At 71.8% G+C, this 17852-nt stretch carries 14 protein-coding genes; 4 read left to right on the top strand and 10 right to left on the bottom strand.

Features of this window, described 5'->3' with window-relative positions; all coding sequences use genetic code 11:
- Positions 1-211 precede the first annotated feature (211 nt).
- The 5 genes from infB to ABD714_RS16995 form a co-directional block, all read right to left on the bottom strand.
- The gene (gene infB / locus ABD714_RS17015) at positions 212-3370 is read right to left on the bottom strand and encodes a translation initiation factor IF-2 (RefSeq protein ID WP_344813635.1); all 3159 of its coding nucleotides are present in this window, start codon (positions 3368-3370) and stop codon (positions 212-214) included.
- A gap of 233 nt (positions 3371-3603) precedes the next feature.
- Complete coding sequence (locus tag ABD714_RS17010) at positions 3604-3873, bottom strand: YlxR family protein (RefSeq protein WP_344813634.1); 270 nt, start codon at positions 3871-3873, stop codon at positions 3604-3606.
- A gap of 24 nt (positions 3874-3897) precedes the next feature.
- Positions 3898-4875 (bottom strand): transcription termination factor NusA, encoded by a 978-nt coding sequence (nusA, locus tag ABD714_RS17005; protein WP_344813633.1) that lies wholly within the window; start codon positions 4873-4875, stop codon positions 3898-3900.
- 1 nt (position 4876) lies between these two features.
- A complete protein-coding gene (rimP, locus tag ABD714_RS17000) occupies positions 4877-5404 on the bottom strand; it encodes a ribosome maturation factor RimP (protein ID WP_344813632.1) in 528 nt (175 codons plus the stop codon).
- Positions 5405-5513: 109 nt separating this feature from the next.
- Complete coding sequence (locus tag ABD714_RS16995) at positions 5514-7502, bottom strand: LTA synthase family protein (protein WP_344813631.1); 1989 nt, start codon at positions 7500-7502, stop codon at positions 5514-5516.
- A gap of 118 nt (positions 7503-7620) precedes the next feature.
- Here ABD714_RS16995 and ABD714_RS16990 point away from each other — a divergent pair, with 118 nt between their 5' ends.
- Entirely contained in the window at positions 7621-8730 is a 1110-nt protein-coding gene (locus ABD714_RS16990) for a DUF4439 domain-containing protein (RefSeq protein WP_344813630.1), read from the top strand.
- Positions 8731-8881: 151 nt separating this feature from the next.
- On the top strand, positions 8882-10429 hold the full coding sequence (locus ABD714_RS16985; protein ID WP_344813629.1) for an FAD-dependent oxidoreductase: 1548 nt from the start codon (positions 8882-8884) through the stop codon (positions 10427-10429).
- A gap of 7 nt (positions 10430-10436) precedes the next feature.
- Here ABD714_RS16985 and ABD714_RS16980 read toward each other — a convergent pair whose 3' ends face one another.
- Positions 10437-11960, bottom strand: coding sequence for a phytoene desaturase family protein (locus ABD714_RS16980; RefSeq protein ID WP_344813628.1), 1524 nt, complete (start codon positions 11958-11960; stop codon positions 10437-10439).
- Positions 11957-12559 (bottom strand): carotenoid biosynthesis protein, encoded by a 603-nt coding sequence (locus tag ABD714_RS16975; RefSeq protein ID WP_344813627.1) that lies wholly within the window; start codon positions 12557-12559, stop codon positions 11957-11959. Before ABD714_RS16975 ends, ABD714_RS16980 begins: the two co-directional genes overlap by 4 nt.
- On the opposite strand from ABD714_RS16975, the gene ABD714_RS16970 reads away from it, so the two are divergent.
- Positions 12534-13502 (top strand): prenyltransferase, encoded by a 969-nt coding sequence (locus tag ABD714_RS16970; RefSeq protein ID WP_344813626.1) that lies wholly within the window; start codon positions 12534-12536, stop codon positions 13500-13502. The genes ABD714_RS16975 and ABD714_RS16970 overlap by 26 nt on opposite strands.
- A 45-nt stretch (positions 13503-13547) precedes the next feature.
- Here ABD714_RS16970 and ABD714_RS16965 read toward each other — a convergent pair whose 3' ends face one another.
- The 3 genes from ABD714_RS16965 to ABD714_RS16955 are packed head-to-tail and all read right to left on the bottom strand — an operon-like array spanning position 13548 to position 16532.
- Complete coding sequence (locus tag ABD714_RS16965; protein WP_344813625.1) at positions 13548-14339, bottom strand: sulfite exporter TauE/SafE family protein; 792 nt, start codon at positions 14337-14339, stop codon at positions 13548-13550.
- Positions 14340-14376: 37 nt separating this feature from the next.
- Entirely contained in the window at positions 14377-16137 is a 1761-nt protein-coding gene (locus tag ABD714_RS16960; RefSeq protein ID WP_344813825.1) for a proline--tRNA ligase, read from the bottom strand.
- Between the two features lie 8 nt (positions 16138-16145).
- Positions 16146-16532 (bottom strand): PQ-loop repeat-containing protein, encoded by a 387-nt coding sequence (locus ABD714_RS16955; RefSeq protein ID WP_344813624.1) that lies wholly within the window; start codon positions 16530-16532, stop codon positions 16146-16148.
- A gap of 204 nt (positions 16533-16736) precedes the next feature.
- Between ABD714_RS16955 and ABD714_RS16950 the strand changes: the two genes are divergently transcribed.
- Entirely contained in the window at positions 16737-17834 is a 1098-nt protein-coding gene (locus tag ABD714_RS16950) for an alpha/beta fold hydrolase (protein WP_344813623.1), read from the top strand.
- The last annotated feature ends 18 nt before the right edge of the window (positions 17835-17852 follow it).

Below are 17852 nucleotides of genomic sequence, written 5' to 3'. Positions count from 1 at the left end.
CCGCTGATCGGCACATCTGATCGAGCGGCTGACCCGCCCTGGGTCGGGTTCGGGTGGGTCGGGCGTTGCCTCGCGGCCCCAGCGCACCGACTCTAACGAAGGCAGCGAGCGCCGCGATGCTGGGCGGAACCCGACCCAGGGGGGGTCAGGCGCGGCCAAGACGTACGGGACCCCGGACCGACCAGCGGCCCGGGGTCCCGTACGACCATTCTCAGCTCCGTGCTTTTTCGCGCATCTCGTAGGTCTCGACCACGTCTCCGGTGCGGATGTCGGAGTAGTTGTTGAGCGTGAGACCACACTCGTAACCCTCCCGCACCTCGGTGGCGTCGTCCTTCTCGCGACGCAGCGACGCGATGCTGGTGTCGGAGATGACCACGCCCTCCCGCAGCAGCCGCGCCTTGGCGTTGCGCCGCATGATGCCGCTGGTCACCATGCAACCCGCGATGATGCCGGCCTTCGAGGAGCGGAAGATCTCGCGGATCTCCGCCTGGCCCAGCTGGACCTCCTCGTAGATCGGCTTCAGCATGCCCTTCAGGGCCGCCTCGATCTCGTCGATCGCGGAGTAGATCACCGAGTAGTAGCGGATGTCCACGTTCTCGCGGTCCGCCATCTCGGTGGCCTTGCCCTGCGGGCGCACGTTGAAGCCCACGATGACCGCGTCCGACGCCGCCGCCAGGCTGACGTTGGTCTCGGTGATCGCACCGACACCGCGGTCGATGACCCGCAGGCTGACCTCGTCGCCGACGTCGATCTTGGCCAGCGCGTCCTCCAGGGCCTCGACCGAACCGGCGCCGTCGCCCTTGAGGATGAGGCGCAGCTCCTGCGTCTCGCCCTTCTCGAGCTGCTCGAAGAGCTGGTCGAGGGTCTTGCGCCGAGTGCCGGCCGCCTGGGCCGCCATCCGGAGCCGGGCCCCGCGCCGTTCGGCGATCTGGCGAGCCATCCGGTCGTCCTCGACGACGATGAAGCTGTCGCCGGCTCCCGGGACCGCGGTCAGACCGAGGACCTGCACCGGGAACGAGGGCGGAGCCTCGGTCACGTTGTGGCCGTGGTCGTCGAGCAGCGCCCGGACCCGGCCGTAGCCGGTGCCGGCCACGATCGAGTCGCCGACGTGCAGCGTCCCGCGCTGGACCAGGACGGTGGCGACCGCGCCACGACCCTTGTCGAGGTGCGCCTCGATGGCCACACCCTGACCGTCCATCTCGGGGTTCGCGCGCAGGTCCAGCGCCGCGTCGGCGGTCAGGATGACCGCTTCGAGCAGCTCGTCCAGTCCCTGTCCGGTCACCGCGGAGACGTCGACGAACATCGTGTCGCCGCCGTACTCCTCGGGCACCAGGCCGTACTCGGTGAGCTGACCACGAACCTTGGTCGGGTCCGCACCCTCACGGTCGACCTTGTTGACCGCGACCACGACCGGCACCTCGGCCGCCAGGGCGTGGTTGAGCGCCTCGATGGTCTGCGGCATCACACCGTCATCGGCCGCCACCACCAGCACGGCGATGTCGGTCGACTTGGCCCCACGGGCACGCATGGCGGTGAACGCCTCGTGGCCCGGGGTGTCGATGAAGGTGATCTTGCGCTCGTCGCCGTCGACCTCCGTGGCCACCTGGTAGGCACCGATGGCCTGGGTGATGCCACCCGCCTCACCGGCGACCACGTTGGTCTTGCGGATCGCGTCGAGCAGCTTGGTCTTGCCGTGGTCGACGTGACCCATGACGGTGACGACCGGCGGACGAGCCTCGAGGTCGTCCTCGCCGCCCTCGTTCTCGCCGAACTCGATGTCGAAGCTCTCCAGCAGCTCGCGGTCCTCGTCCTCGGGCGAGACGACCTCGATCTTGTAGTTGAGCTCGCCGGCGAGCACCTGGAGCGTGTCCTCGGACACGGTCTGGGTGGCCGTCACCATCTCGCCCAGGTTGAACAGCACCTGGACCAGCGACGACACGTCGACGTTGATCTTCTCCGACAGGTCGGTCAGCGAGGCACCGCGAGCCAGTCGGACGGTCTGGCCGTCACCCTGGCGTACGCGGACGCCGCCGATCTCCGGCGCCTGCATCTGGTCGAACTCTTGACGACGCTGACGCTTCGACTTGCGACCACGACGGACCGGCCCCCCGGCGCGACCGAACGCACCCTGGGTGCCGCCGCGGCCACCACGGCCACCGCGACCCGCGGGAGGACCGCCGGGACCGCCACCGGGACGACCCGGGGCACCACCACGGCCACGACCGCCGGGGGCTCCCGGACGACCGCCGCCGCGGGCGGGCGAACCGAGCTGGCCCGAGCTCTGCTTGGGCATCATCGCCGGGTTGGGGCGCGGCATGCCGGACACGCCGCCACCGCCACCGGGGCGAGGTCCACCGGGTCCACCGGGGCCACCAGGACCTCCGGGCCCACGACCGGCCGGCGGCCGGGGGCCACCCGGGCGAGCGGCGTCGGTGCTGCTGGGACGCGGCGGACGGGACTGTCCCATGCCCTGCGAGGGGGCGAACGGGTTGTTGCCCGGACGCGGCGCACCACCGGTACGACGCGGACCGGGGGTGCCCCCGGGCAGTCCACCGGTGCCACCCGGACGCGGCCGCGGACCGGGCTGAGCCGCTCCGGGTGCGCCCGGCGCACCGGGACGAGAGGTCGGCTCCGGACGCGCCGGACCGTCGGTACGGCGCGGCTGGTCGGCGCGAGCGGCCTGCTCACCCCGACGCTGGTCCGGACGCTGGTCAGGCCGGGGCCCGGGCTGGCCCGGTGCTCGCGGCACGGCGCCGGGACGCCCGCTCTCGGGGGCGCGGGGCGCCGACGACGACGCGCCCGACGGCTGGGGGGCCGTCGGCGTCTCCGCGGTGGGCTGCGGCGCGGACGACTCGGTGGTCGGCTGCGGGCTGCGGGGGGTCTCGACCGACGGCGTCGGAGCCGGGGTGACCGTCTCAGCCGGGGCCGTGGCGGCGGCCGGAGCCGCCGGGGTGGCCTGGGCCGGACGGGGGCCCGGGGTCGCGGGACGCGGGCCGGGTCGGACCGGACCGCCGGTCGGCGCACCACCGGTGGATCCGCTGCTCGAGCGGGTGGCCGGAGCACCGGATGCCTGTCCGCTGCCGGGCCGGGACGGGGTCGGTCCGCCGGGACGCGGTGCGCCTGGACGGGTGTCCCCGGGACGGGCGTCGCCGGTCTGGGCGGGGCGGCTGGGGGCCGCAGATCTCGCGGCCGGCTTGGACGAGGAACCGTCCGAGCCACCGAACTTCTCCTTGAGACGCCGTTCGACGGGCGGCTCGATGGTGGAGGAGGCCGATCGTACGAACTCCCCCATGTCCTTCAGCGTGCTGAGGACGGTCTTGCTCTCGACTCCGAGCTCTTTCGCGAGCTCGTAGACCCGGGTCTTTGCCACTGCTCTCCTTGATGGCGGCCCGGGTCGTTGCGTGACGCCGGACCAGTTAGTTGTTGTGCATGCTCATTGAGCGGTTCTCATCGAGAGGTCATGAGCGTGATGCCCACCTTCTGGTTCGGCGCTGGTCGACGAGGCGACCAGCACTTGCTCGAATCACCCGCCCCCAGGAGGAGGCAGGTCCAATCCGCGATTCTATGCCCACTCACCGCGTTTTCGCGAAGTCGTCGTCGCGATCACCGGTCCGCTGCGTCCAGGTGGGGTCCCACCGTGGCCGACAGCGCGTCCGGATCCACCCCGGTCACGCGCAGGGCCCGGCCGGCAGAGCGGCGCTTGATCGCCAGCTGCAGGCAGACCGACCGCCGGTGCAGGTAGGCACCCCGGCCCGGGGCGATCTGCCGGGGATCAGCCGCGGGTCCGTGCTCGCCGCGCCACGTCACCCGCAGCAGGTCGCCCTTGGCCGCCTGCTCGCGACACCCGATGCAGGTGCGGAGTGGAGCGGACACGCGGACCAGCGTACGCGGCGCTCCTCAGGCCTCGGGCTTCTCGGTGTCCGAGCGGATGTCGATCCGCCAGCCGGTCAGTCGCGCCGCGAGCCGGGCGTTCTGACCCTCCCGACCGATCGCCAGGGACAGCTGGTAGTCGGGCACCACGACGCGGGCCGCGCGCGCGGCCTCGTCGACCACGGTGACCGAGGAGACCTTGGCCGGTGACAGCGCCTGGCCGACGAACCGAGCCGCGTCCGGGGACCAGTCGATGATGTCGATCTTCTCCTCGTTCAGCTCGTGCATCACCGCCCGCACCCGCTGACCCATCGGACCGATGCAGGCGCCCTTGGCACTCACCTCGCGCTTGGTCGACACCACCGCGATCTTGCTGCGGTGCCCGGCCTCCCGGGCCACCGCCTTGACCTCCACGGTGCCGTCGGCGATCTCGGGGACCTCGAGCTTGAACAGCCGCTCGACCAGCCCCGGGTGGGTCCGCGAGACCACGACCTGCGGTCCGCGCAGCTCCTTGCGCACCGACACCACGTAGACCTTGAGCCGGGTGCCGTGCGCGTACGACTCCCCCGGCACCTGCTCCGACAGCGGCATGATCGCCTCGATCTTGCCGAGGTCGACGAGCACCGTGCGGGTGTCCCGGCCCTGCTGCACGACGCCGGAGACGATGTCGCCCTCCACACCGGCGAAGTGGCCGTACTTCTGCTCGTCCTCGGCGTCCCGCAGCCGCTGGAAGATCACCTGGCGGGCGGTCGAGGCGGCCACCCGGCCGAAGCCGTCGGGGGTGCCGTCGTACTCACCGACCACCGCTCCGTCGTCATCGGTCTCGGGCACCATCACCGCGACGTGGCCGGACTTGCGGTCCAGCTGCACCCTCGCCCCGGCCACGGCGCCGTCGGTCTTGTCGTACGCCGTGATCAGCGCCTCCTCGATCGCCTGGATCAGCAGATCGAGCGGCAGGTCCTTCTCCCGCTCCATCAGCCGCAGCACCGACATGTCGATGTCCATCTCAGACCTCCTCCTCGCTCGTCTCGTCCTGCTCCACGAGTTCCTCGTCGTCGTCCGGTGCGTCCGCAGCCGGCCGGTTGAACTCCACCTGCACGATCGCCTTGGCCACGTCGCCGTAGCCGAGCCGGCGGGGCGTGCCCTCGACGTCCAGGGTGACCCCGGCCTCGTCGACGTCGCCGATCCGCCCGGTCACCGACGACCCGTCGGTCAGGTCCGCCTTGACCAGGCGACCCCGGTTCCGGCGCCAGTGCCGTTCCATGGTCAGCGGGCGGTTGATGCCGCGGCTCGACACCTCGAGGGTGTACGCGGCCGACCCGACCACGTCGGAGGTGTCCAGGAAGGCGGAGATCGCCTTGGTGGCCTCGGCGATGTCGTCCAGCAGCGGACCGCGTCCCTCGGGTCCGTCGCCGTCCACGACCACCCGCAGCAGCCGGCGCTTGCCCGCCGGCATCACGTCGATGTCCTCGAGCTCGAGTGCGTAGTGCGCCAGGATCGGGGTCAACAACGAACTCAGCTGGCTGTCTTTCATACGTCCTCCGTGACCCACGATCCGATTGTGTCGAGCAGTTGTGAGTGCCACCGACACAGTGGTCGGCACGCGTTGGGGCGATTGTTCCACGCCCACCGTAGGTCCCCGGTCAGCGGGAGTGGTGGGCGGCGTACTCCGAGCGGATCTCGCTGCGCCAGTGCAGCAGGTCGGCCCGCAGCGCCTTGAGCCGCTCCGGATCGACCTGGGCGATCCGGTTGTCGCGCTCCTCGGGGTCGTCGGCCAGGTCGAACACCTCGTCGGGCCGGTTGCCGAAGTGGTGCACGTACTTGGTGCTGCCCTCGATCGAGGCCAGACAGCGGTTGTCGGACTGGCAGGCGACCCGGACCGGCTCCTCCGGTCCGTCCGCGGACAGCGACTCCTCCCGGGGGAGGCCACCCTCGAGGCGGAGGCCCAGGGCCTCGGCCACCGTGGCCGGGACGCTCATCGTGGTCACCGGCCGCTGCACCGAGCGGCCCCGCTGGTCGCTGGGGTCGTAGACGAGGTACGGGACCTTGATGCCCTCGTCGTAGATGGTGTTGTCGTGCTGACGGAGACCGTGCTCACCGAAGCCCTCGCCGTGGTCGGCCATCACCACCACCACCGTATCGTCGGCGTGGCCCTCCTCGGCCAGCATCGCGAACACCTTGGACACGAACCGGTCCACGTAGCGGGCCCCGTTGAGGTAGTTGTTGAGCTCCTCGTCGTCGGACAGGTGCTCCAGCGGAAAGGTGTCGGGCAGCCGGTAGTCGTGATGGCCGGTCACGGTCAGGTACGACAGCAGGAAGGGCTGGTCGCCCCGCTGCCGCAGCCAGTCCCGACTGGGTTCGACCATGATGTCGTCCTCCCAGCCGAAGTAGTTGGCCCGGCCGAATCCGGCGGTGGGAAACGCCTCCACCGGGAAGAAGTCGTCGTAGCCGAGGTTGCGGATCAGGTCCGGCCGACGCTCGAACTCCCCGACCGCCGACTGGAAGAAGCCCGTCCGGTAGCCCTGGTCCCGCAACAGACCGGGCAGGCAGGTCGACGGCAGCCCGGCCGGCTCCGACTCGGTCAGCCTGGTGTCCAGTGGCGGCGCGTAGCCGCAGCTGGAGGCGGTCAGGGCCTTGGAGGTGTGCGGCACCACCGTGTACGCGTTCTCGGCGACGAGACTGCGCTCGGCCAGGTCGGCCAGGAACGGGGTGGTGTCGCGATCAGGGTTGCCGATCGTGGTGGCCTCGGACCGCAGCGACTCCATCGTGATCACCACGACGTTGCGCGGCCGCTCACCGGAGTCGCTCGACGCACCGCCCGCGCGGACCAGCTGGGTCGGCGACAGGATCGGCCGCTCGGCTGCGGCGCGTTCGGACTCGACCACCCCGGAGCCGAGCTCGAGGGCGATGTCCAGCGCCCGGTTGCGCGAGAAGGCGCCACCGCCGGTGAAGGTGGGCACCGCCGAGATCACCACCAGGACCAGACCGGTGGTCGTCGCCAGGAACGAGAGCCGCCGTCGGGCGCCACCCACCATCTGCGGGGTCTGCCGACGTGCACCCACGCCCGGCAGCCACGCTCCACGTGACGACCGACCGCGGTAGCGCAAGCGGTAGCCGAGGACCGGTCCCAGGACGGCGTACGCGGCCACCCCGACCAACAACCAGAGGTTGGCCGCCGAGGTCTCGCTGGCGGCGATGTTGCGGGTGGCCTCCGGGTCGACGAAGGTCATCCGCAGGCCACCGGCATCCAGGATCGAGCCGCTCTTGCGGTAGTAGCTGTGGGCCACCACAGCGAACAGCAGGTACGCCGCGACGCTCAGCTGAGCGACCACCAGCAGCGCCACGCGGGGCCAGCCGCGGCGCAGCAGCGCGAAGGCCACCACCCAGAGCAGGGCCAGCCCGAGGTGGGCGAGGAGGTCGGAGCGCAGCTGGCCGAGCGCGGCCAGGCCGCCGGGGGCGGCGTACTGGGACGTCACCCGCAGCCAGCTCAGGGTCAGGTCGAACAGGGCCGCCGGGACCAGCAGCGCCGCCAGGTAGAACCCGTCGGGCCCGGCCAGGAAACTTTCGGCGAGCGCACGAAGTCGGTCCGGCAGTCTCCCCGCAGCGACGGCGGCGGGGGCGCGGGAAGACATCTTGACGACGCAGCCTAGCAACGGTTTGTTAACGCGTCGTTCAGTGAATTTCGCGGCCGGCGGCCCGGGCGCCGTGGCGACCAGGTCGGCGGTCCCGGTTCGGAGGTAAGTTCGGCGGGTGATCTCCGCGGCCGCCCAGCACCGGTGGTCGCGTCGCACGTTCCTGCTCGGCACGGCCGCGGTCGCCGGGACCCTGAGCACCGCCGGGCTCGCCGGCTGCAGTGCTCCCGGCGGACCGACGGCACCCGGCGCGCCCGGCTCGCCGACGGCCGGGGCCGGACCGTCCGCCACCGGTGGTGCCACCCCCGGCCCGGGGCAGCCGTCGGTCTCGGTCTTCCCCGGCTCGGTGGCGGGAGCGGCACTGGAGGACCGGCTCGCCGCGTACGCGACAACCCTGCTCTCCGTCGGCCACGACGACCTCGGCCGGAGCGGACGCCGCCTGGTCACGTCGATCCGAAACCAGCACCTGGCGCACGCCGCCGTGCTGCGGTCGAGCGACCCGACCGACCCGAACAGCGCCGGCCCCGGAGCGACGACGACCGCACCCTCGGCCACGCCGCGTCCTAGCGCCAAGGCCCCTTCCTTCGCCAAGGCGGTCGACCAGCTGGTCGCCGCCGAGTCCCGGGCCGCCGTCGCCCACCGCGCGGCGGCCCTGACCGGCGGCGGCACGACCGCTCTGCTGTGGGGCTCGTTGGCCACGTCGGCCACGCAGCTGCGCTCCGTCCTGCTCGACGCGGATCTGGGCGGTGACACGCCGGCGCCCACCGTGGCCACGGTTGCCGCCCCCCGGCCACGGGCTCCGATGCCCGCGCTCCCCGTCGTCCAGGCCGAGCAGCAGGTGGTCGCGCAGCTGCACGCGATCGTCTACGGCTACCAGCTGGCCCTCGGTCGGCTCACCGGCTCCCGTCGCGACATCGCGGCCGCGGAGCTGCGGCGGCACCGGATCCTGCGGGACCGACTGACCGCCCGGCTGTTGAACCGCAAGGCCGACGTGCCCGTCGCCGACGCGGCGTACGTTCCCTCCACCAACCCCCGCAACGCCGCCACCGCGGCCAAGCTGGTGCGGCAGATGGAGACGGCGCTGCTGCCGTTCGGCGGCCTGTGGCTGGCGGCGGCCACCACCCCGGCGGAGCGGAGCGAGGCCCAGGACCAGCTCAACCGGACCGCTGGGGTGGCCCGACGCTGGGGCGCCGCGGTGTCGGCCTGGCCCGGCTGGAAGCCGGCCTGAGCCTCCCCGCAACGGAGCCACCTCCCTCGGGCGGACCGCGACGCTCGGAGCGACGGTCCTGCCGGACACCGACCTAGGATGGCCGTCCCTGGTCACGACCGAACGGCGTCCCGATCCTTCGGCGGCGCGTTGCCGAAGGAGCATCTGGCTCATGCTGAGCCCCCGCCGCCCGTCCGCTGCCACCTGGCGACCCGGTCACGACCGCCGGGCGGAACGCCACCCAGCTGCCCCCGGCGCCCTGCGCCCCACCGACGGCCGTGAGCCGACCGCCGTCGTCCTCGGCGGCGGGATCGCCGGCATCGCCGCCGCCGCCGGTCTGGCCGAGCGCGGCGTGCGGGTGACGCTGCTCGAGCAGCACGGTCAGCTCGGGGGCCGGGTGCGGGCCTGGCCGCGGGAGGACGGCACGACGATGAGCCGTGGATTCCACGCGTTCTTCCGTCAGTACTACAACCTCCGCGCCCTCCTCCGCCGAGTCGATCCCACCCTCTCCGGACTGACGGCCGTGGCGGACTACCCCTTGGTCGCCGCGAACGGCCTTCGCGACTCCTTCGCCACGATCCCTCGTACCCCGCCGCTCAACATGGCGGCCTTCGTCGCCCAGAGCCCCAGCTTCCGCGCCGCCGACCTCGCCCAGATCGACACCACGTCGGTCTGGGAGCTGCTCGACGTGGACTTCCCGCGGACGTTCTCCGACCACGACGGGGAGAGCGCCGCGGCCTTCCTCGACCGGTTGAAGTTCCCGGACAAGGCCCGGCACCTGGCCCTGGAGGTGTTCTCCCGCAGCTTCTTCGCCCGGCCGGAGGAGTTCTCCGCCGGTGAGCTGGTCGGCATGTTCCACACCTACTTCCTGGGCTCGTCGGAGGGCCTGCTCTTCGACGTCCCGGTCGACGACTACGACAGCGTGCTCTGGGCTCCCCTGGGCGACTACCTGGAGCGGCTCGGCGTCGAGGTCCGGACCTCCGAGCGGATCGAGGCGCTGGCCCTCGACGGTCCCGGCGTCGCGGTGCAGACCGAAGCCGGCAGCGTGCACGCCGACTGGGCGGTGCTGGCCACCGACCTGCGCACCACGCGACAGCTGGTCGCCGACCTGACCACCCTCGAGCCCGACTGGCGGGCGCGGATCGCGGAGACGGTCAACGCGCCGCGGTTCGCGGTCTGGCGGCTGTGGCTGGACCGGCTGGTCGCCGACGACCGGCCGGCGTTCCTGGGCACCAGCGGCTACGGCCCGCTGGACAACATCACCGTGCTCGAACGGTTCGAGGCCGGGGCCCTCCGGTGGTCGCAGGAGCACGACGGCTCGGTGGTCGAGGTCCACGCGTACGCCCTGCCCGGGGATGCCGACGAGGCGTCCGTCCGGGACGCGTTGCGCGCCGAGCTGGCCCGCGTCTACCCCGAGACGGCGGCGGCCGCGGTGGTGCAGGAGGAGTGGCTGGTCGAGGACGACTGCCCGCTGGTCGGCACGGGCCCCTGGGTCCGCCGTCCCGAGGTGGCCACACCCGACCGGCGGCTCGTGCTCGCCGGCGACGGGATCCGCTGCGACTTCCCCGTGGCCCTGATGGAGCGGGCCGCCACCACCGGTTTCCTGGCCGCCAACCAGCTGCTGGCCCAAGAGGGCCTGGCCGGGCACGACCTGTGGACCGTGCCGACTCGGACCCGCCACCCGCAGCTGCTCCGCGGGCGGCAGCTCCTCAGCCGCTGAGCCCGTCTCAGCCGCCGAGTCCGTCGCCGATCGCGGCCGGGACGGGCAGGGGCCCGGGGCTGCGGTCGCCGATGATGCGCTTCAGCACCAGCTCAGCGGAGATCAGGCAGATCGGCATGCCGATGCCGGGGTTGGTGCCGGCGCCCACGTAGTAGAGGTTCGTCAGCTTCCGGCTCACGTTGCGGGGCCGGAAGATGGTCTGCTTCGTCGTGTGGGCCAGACCGAGGGCCGATCCCCCGTACGCGTGGTAGTCGGCGGTGAAGTCCCGCGAGGTGTAGCTGCGCTCGAAGACGATCCGGTCCTGCAGGTCCGGCACGTCGAAGTCCCGGGCCACCAGCTCGAGGGTGCGCTGCCGGTAGCGGGCGATGTCGGCGTCGGTCATCGACAGGCTCGGGGCCAGCGGGACCAGGACGAACAGGTTCTCCCGGTCCGCCGGCGCCGTGGTGGGATCGGTGCGGCTCGGGGCGCAGACGTAGTACGACGGGTCGTCGGGCCAGGCCGGCCGGTCGAAGAGGTCGGCGAAGGCGGCGCGCCAGTCCTGCCCGAAAGCCAGGTTGTGGTGGGTCAGCTGCGGCAGCCGGCCCCGGACGCCGAGGTAGAGGATGAAGGCGCTCGGCGCCAGCACCTTCCGCTTCCACGACCGCTCCGGGTGGCTGCGCGCCGCCGTCGGCAGCAGCTCGGTCTCGGTGTGGTGCATGTCGGCGTTCGAGATCACCAGATCGGCTCGGAGCTCCTCGCCCGAGGCGAGGCGCACACCGGTCGCCCGGCGGCCGGCGGTGAGGATCTCGGCCACCGGCGCCTCGGTGCGGTGCGTGACCCCGTGCTGCTGCCCGAGGCGGACCAGGGCCTGGACGATCGAGTAGATCCCGCCCCGGGGGTAGAAGACGCCCAGGTTAAAGTCGATGTGGCTCAAGATGTTGTAGAGCGCGGGGGTGTTGAACGGCGACGACCCGAGGAAGACCAGCTGGTACTCCAGGATCTTGCGGACGGCGTCGGTGGTGAAGGACCGGCTGATGTAGTCGTGCATGTTCTCGAACACGTGCAGCTGCCGGGCCTGACGAGCCGTCTGGACGTCGAAGAAGTCGAGCAGGCCGTTGGTGTTGCGGTACATGAACCGGTCGATGGCCACCTGGTACTGCGCCTCGGCCCGGTCCAGGTAGTCCCGCAGAGCCTGACCGCTGCCCGGCTCCAGCCGTTCGAAGGTGGGCACGTCCCGGGTGAGGTCGGAGGTCATGTCGACGACCTGGTCGGTGCCGCGGAACGTGATCCGGTAGGACGGGTCCAGGCGGATCAGGTCGAGGTGGTCCTCCACCCGCTCGCCCAGCAGGGCGAAGAAGTGCTCGAAGATGTCCGGCATCAGGTACCACGAGGGCCCCATGTCGAACCGGAAGCCGTCGGCCTCGAAGTAGTTCGCCCGACCGCCCACCAGCTGGTTCTTCTCCAGCACGGTGACGTCGTGACCCTGCTTGGCCAGCAGCGCAGCGCTCGCCAGTCCACCGATGCCGCCCCCGATGACGATCGCTGCGCTCATGGGACCCGACGGTAGCGCGGGGCCAGAACGATCAGCATCACCAGACCGACGGCGGCCGGCAGCCACTGCCCGCTCCACAGGTTCACCGAGGACCAGAACACGAGCACCAGCCACAGGTTCCGGGCGAACAGGCCGGGCACCGGTCGGGGAAGCCGGCGCAGCGCCAGCACGGCGATGCCTCCGGAGAGCACCCATCCGAAGAAGTTGATGAGTGGCACGCCGTAGTAGATCCCGGGCTCGTCCCAGCTCCAGAACCCCAGCAGCACCGCCGCCGGGTCCAGCACCAGGTCCACAGCGACCAGCAGGACCACCGCGACCCACGCCCGCCGGGTCATGGCCAGCGCGCCGAGGATCAACGGCGTCCAGGCCAGCAGCACCGTCGGCGGGGCCAGCCCGAGCAACGGCGGACCGAGCACCTGGCTGTAGGAGAACCGGCCGTACGGTAGCCCGGTGGCCACCGCGACCGACTCCACCACCAACGCGTAGAGACCCAGTGCCACCAGCAGGCCGATCCCACCCCGGGGACCCAACCACCGGACGGCCCCGACGATCACGGGAGTGGAGAACACCAGGATGGCCAGCGCCGAGACCCACCACACCTCCGGCCGGAGCGGGGCGTTCGCCAAGCCCAACCCGGCGATGACCAACAGCGCCGCCAACGGCCACCGGTACCGCAGCAACGCCTCATCCACCGGCCCAGTATCGACGCTGCGCGCCCTGATCCGGGTCTCGCGACCGCGTTTCTGGATCTACCTGCTCGGGCCGTTCATGATCGCCCTGGCCGCGACCTCGCTGCGACCGCCGGTGGAGGTGTGGCTGCTCGGGTTGTATCTGACGCTGCCGGCGAACCTGCTCATCTACGGCGTGAACGACCTGTACGACGTCGACACCGACCGGCTCAACCCCAAGAAGCAGGACTACGAGAACCTGCTCCAGCCCGGTCAGCGGCGCGGCCTGGTCGTCGCCATCCTGGCCCTGAACCTGCCGTTCCTGGCCCTCGTGCCGTTCCTTCCCCACGCCTGGCCGTGGTTGCTGCTGTTCGTGCTGACCGGTGTGGGCTACTCGATGCCGCCGGTGCGTGCCAAGAGCCGTCCGGTCCTGGACGCCGCCTTCAACATCTTGTACGTCGCCCCCGGCATCGCCGCGTACGCGACCCTGAGCGGCGGATCACCGCCCTGGAGGGTGCTGCTGCCGGCGCTGCTGTGGTGCATGGCCATGCACGCCTACTCCGCCGTGCCCGACATCACCGCCGACCAGGAGGCGGGGGTGCCGACCGTCGCCACCCTGTTCGGGCGGCGCCGGACGCTGCTGCTGTGCGGAGCGGCCTACGCGCTGGCCGCCGTGCTGGTCTACCCGTCCGTCGGGCTGTTCGCGGCGGTCGCCGGGGCGACCTACCTCGTCCTGATCGCCCTGTCGCTGCGAAGTCAGGGACCGGAGCAGCTGTTCGCCGTCTACCGACGGTTCCCGGTGGTCAACACCGTGGTGGGCGGCGCCATGTTCTGCGTCGTCGGCGTCCAGCACGCCACCTGGCCGTTCGTCTGACGGCGCCACCCCGGGGTCGGCCCGGCCCTCCCACGAGGTGCCGGGTCAGAGCAGCGTCCGTACGGTGTCGTACGCCAGCCGCACCGCCAGGCCGGCGATGACGACCAGGAAGACCTTGCGGACGAACCCGTTGCCCTTGCTGATGGCGGTCCGGGCCCCGAGGAAGCCACCCACCAGGTTGGCTGCGCCCATCATCAACCCCAGCTGCCACAGCACCGACCCGTGGGCGGCGAAGACGGCGATGGCCGACAGGTTGGTGACGAGGTTGGCGATCTTGGCCTGCGCGCTGGCCTCCAGGAAGCCCCAGCCCAGCAGGCCCACCAGCAGGATGACGAAGAACGAGCCGGTGCCCGGACCGAGGATGCCGTCGTACGCCCCGACCGCCAGGCCGATCGCCAGCGTGATCAGGTAGTGCTTCCGGCCGGCGTGCTTGCGCTCGGTGACCAGACCGAGCTCGGGCCGCCGCCAGGTGTAGATCCCGACCACGATCAGGGCCAGCAGCACGATCGGGGTGAAGACCTCCCGGGGCAGGAACCGGGCCACCTGGGCGCCCAGGGCCGAACCGATCGAGGACCCGGCCACCAGGGGCAGCACGCTGCGCCACCCGGGTCGGACCTTGATCGCGTACAGCAGCGAGCTGGTCGCGGTCCCCCACACCGACGACACCTTGTTGGTGCCGAGGATGGAGGCGGTGGGCGTCGAGTCGGGCAGCCCGATCAGGAGCGCGGGGAGCTGCAGCAGACCGCCCCCACCCACCACCGCGTCCACCCAGCCCGCGGCGAAGGCGACCACCACGAGGATGACGACGGTCGCGGTGCTGATCTGCAGGGCGTCCACGGCGGGGTCGGCGGGAGCTGGGTCGTTGGCGGTGCGGTCAGTCGAGGACGGGGCGGCCGTGCACGACGGCGACGATCCGCCCGACGGCGTCCTCCAGCGGGATGTTCTCGCTGGCGCCCGTGGCGCGGTCCCGCAGCTCCACCACGCCGTCGGCCAGACCGCGGCCGACCACGACGGAGGTGGGCATGCCCAGGATCTCGGCGTCGGCGAACTTCACCCCGGGGCTGGCCTTGCGGTCGTCCAGGAGCACGCTGACACCGGCGTCGTCGAGCTCGCGGGCCAGGTCGGTGGCCGCGTTCAGCACCGCCTCACCCTTCCCGGTGGCCAGGATCTGCACGTCGTACGGCGCGAGCTCGCGCGGCCAGCACAGACCCTTCTCGTCGCTGGTGCCCTCGGCCACGGCGGCGACGGCGCGGGAGACCCCGACCCCGTACGAGCCCATGGTGACGGTGACCAGCTTCCCGTTGCTGTCGAGGACCTTGCAGCCCAGCGCCTCGGCGTACTTGCGGCCGAGCTGGAAGATGTGGCCCATCTCGATCCCCCGGGCCAGCCGCAGCGGCCCGGAACCGTCGGGGGCCGGGTCGCCCTCCTTGATCTCGGCCACGTCCAGCACCCCGTCCGGGGTGAAGTCGCGGCCGCAGACCAGGTCGAAGACGTGCCGGCCGGGCGTGTCCGCGCCGGTCACCCAGCGGGTGCCGGTGACCACCCGGGGATCGGCCAGGTAGCGGATGCCGGAGGCGTTGTCGGCGCCGAGCACCCCGGGGCCGATGTAGCCCTTGGCCAGGCTCGGGTGGTCGACGAAGTCCTCCTCGGTGAAGGCCTCGGCCTCGTCCGGCTCGAGCTGGGCGGCCAGCCGCTTGAGGTCGACCTCGCGGTCACCGGGCACGGCGATGGCCAGCGGCTCGCGGCTGCCGTCCACCTTGCGCACCATCACCAGCACGTTCTTGAGCGTGTCCGCTGCGGTCCACGGCCGGTCGTCGCGGGCGACGTGCGCATTGGCATGGTCGACCAGGGTCTGGATGGTCGGGGTGTCGGGGGTGTCGTGGACGTGGGCGGCGGGTGCGTCCTCGTACGGCAGCGGGTCGGGCGCGGCCACGTGCACGGCCTCCACGTTCGCCGCGTAACCACCGGCGGACGCGACGAAGGTGTCCTCCCCGTTCTCGGCCACGGCCAGGAACTCCTCGCTGGCCGAGCCGCCCATGGCCCCGGAGGTGGCGTGCACGATGACGTACTCGAAGCCGAGCCGGTTGAAGATCTTCACGTACGCGTCGCGGTGCGCCTGGTAGGACTTCTCCAGCCCGATGTCGTCGATGTCGAACGAGTAGGAGTCCTTCATCACGAACTCGCGGCCACGGAGCAGCCCGGCCCGGGGCCGCGCCTCGTCGCGGTACTTGGTCTGGATCTGGTAGAGCGACAGCGGCAGGTCCTTGTAGGAGCTGTACAGGTCCTTGACCAGCAGCGTGAACATCTCCTCGTGCGTCGGCCCGAGCAGGTAGTCGCCGCCCTTGCGGTCCTTGAGCCGGAAGATGTTCGGCCCGTAGTCGGTCCAGCGGCCGGTGGCGTCGTACGGCTCCCGGGGCAGCAGCGCCGGCAGGTGGACCTCCTGCGCGCCGATGGCGTCCATCTCCTCGCGGACGATCCGCTCCACGTTGCGCAGCACCTTGTAGCCCAGCGGCAGCCAGCTGTAGATCCCCGGAGCGGCCCGGCGGATGTAACCGGCCCGCACCAGCCACCGGTGGCTGGGCACCTCGGCGTCGGCCGGGTCGTCGCGCAGGGTCCGGACGAAGAGCTCCGACAAGCGGGTGATCACTGTGCTGCCTTCCTCCCACCGGTCCGCCCGGCGAGCCGTCCCACCCTATCCAGGCCCGGCCCGGGCACCGAACGACTTCCTCGAGCGGCGGCGACGCCCGGCCGCCCCGGTGACGCGCCGGAGCGACTCCCGTGCCGCAGGTACAGCACCAGCATCACCCCGGCGGTGGTCAGGTTGAAGCCGTGCACGGCCCAGGCCGGACCGATCGGCACGTGGACGACGTAGACGGTGTAGAGGCCGTTGCCCAGGTTGGCCAGACCGATGTTGGCGAAGCTGTACGAGGAGAGGTTCCGGGTGCGGTAGGCCTTGATCACCATCGGCAGCTGGCTGACCACGAAGATCGCGGCGGCCACGGATCCGGCGAGCAACGCGAGCTGGTGCACGGGTGTCTCCCTTCTGATCGACGGCCGCGCCCCCTGCGCGGCCTCGACCATCGAACCGCCGGACGAGCCGGAGCGGATCGGCGCCGACACCCAACCGGTCGCCCACGCCCCGGCTGGCGGTGGCGGTCGGCACCCAGCCGGACCAGGGCGGACGTCCGGAAAGACCCTGTTCCGCCGGCGGCCGGGCGGTCTACCATCGGTCGCGTGGCGACCGGCGGGCGGGGGGCGATGCAGGACATCCGCTTCGCGCGGTCGCTCGACGGGGTGGGGATCGCGTACGCCGTCCACGGGTCCGGGCCGCCGCTGCTCGTCGACGCCTGCTGGCTGAGCCACCTCCAGTTCGACTGGCAGAGCCCGGTGTGGCGGCACTTCCTGGTCGAGCTGGGCGAGGTCGCCACCGTGATCCGCTACGACGAGCGGGGGCACGGGCTGTCGGACCGAGGTGTCACCGATCACAGCCTGGACGCCCGGCTCGCCGATCTGGAGGCGGTCGTCGACGACATGGGCCTCGAGCGCTTCGCCCTGCTCGCCATGGCGCAGGGCGGTCCGGTGGCGATCGAGTACGCCGCCCGCCACCCCGATCGGTTGACCCGACTCGCCTTCTACTGCAGCTATCCGGGCGCCGAGGACCTCACCACTCCCGAGGCCGTGGAGCTCTACGCGGCCTTCGAGGCCATGATCAAGGTCGGGTGGGCGCGGCCGACGTCGGAGTTCCGTCGGGTCTTCAGCAGCATGATGATCCCCGGCGGGACCGAGGAGCAGATGCGCTGGCTGGACGACCTGCAGAAGATGTCGGTCGACGCCGAGACGGCCGTCCTGGCTCGCCGGCAGCGCCAGCTCATCGACGTCAGCGACCGGATGGCCGACCTCGACCTGCCGACCCTGGTGCTGCACAGCCGGGGCGACCAGATGATCCGCTTCGAGGAGGGCCGGGCGCTGGCCACCGGCATCGGCGGTGCCCGGCTGGTGGCCCTGGAGAGCGACAACCACATCCTCCTGGCCGACGAACCGGCCTGGCAGGTGTTCCTGCGTGAGATCACCGCCTTCCTCGCCCCGGACCGGGTCCCGGAACCGGCGCCACGGATCAGCGCCGACACCTCGACGGTGTCGAGCCTCTCTCCGCGGGAGCTCGACATCCTCACCCTGGCCGCCCGCGGTCTCGACAACGACGCGATCGCCGCCGAGCTCGTGCTCTCGGTCCGGACCGTCGAGCGCCATCTGCAGAACAGCTACGCCAAGCTCGGACTGCAGGGCCGCACCGCCCGCGCCGCGGCGGTCGGCAAGCTGCTGTCGCGGGCCTGACCCTCCGCCCGACTACGC

It is taken from the genome of Microlunatus aurantiacus (assembly GCF_039536605.1).
GTDB lineage: Bacteria > Actinomycetota > Actinomycetes > Propionibacteriales > Propionibacteriaceae > Microlunatus > Microlunatus aurantiacus.
The sequence above is the reverse complement of the archived record's forward strand: the minus strand, read 5'-3'. Positions and strand labels throughout refer to the sequence as shown.

What these genes read in the sequence shown, in the direction of transcription:
- ABD714_RS16970 (WP_344813626.1), top strand. Translation starts at nt 12,534, where the DNA reads ATGGCCAGCGCCGAGACCCACCACACCTCCGGCCGGAGCGGGGCGTTC.
- rimP (WP_344813632.1), bottom strand. Translation starts at nt 5,404, where the DNA reads ATGAAAGACAGCCAGCTGAGTTCGTTGTTGACCCCGATCCTGGCGCAC.
- ABD714_RS16980 (WP_344813628.1), bottom strand. Translation starts at nt 11,960, where the DNA reads ATGAGCGCAGCGATCGTCATCGGGGGCGGCATCGGTGGACTGGCGAGC.
- ABD714_RS16995 (WP_344813631.1), bottom strand. Translation starts at nt 7,502, where the DNA reads ATGTCTTCCCGCGCCCCCGCCGCCGTCGCTGCGGGGAGACTGCCGGAC.
- nusA (WP_344813633.1), bottom strand. Translation starts at nt 4,875, where the DNA reads ATGGACATCGACATGTCGGTGCTGCGGCTGATGGAGCGGGAGAAGGAC.
- ABD714_RS16985 (WP_344813629.1), top strand. Translation starts at nt 8,882, where the DNA reads ATGCTGAGCCCCCGCCGCCCGTCCGCTGCCACCTGGCGACCCGGTCAC.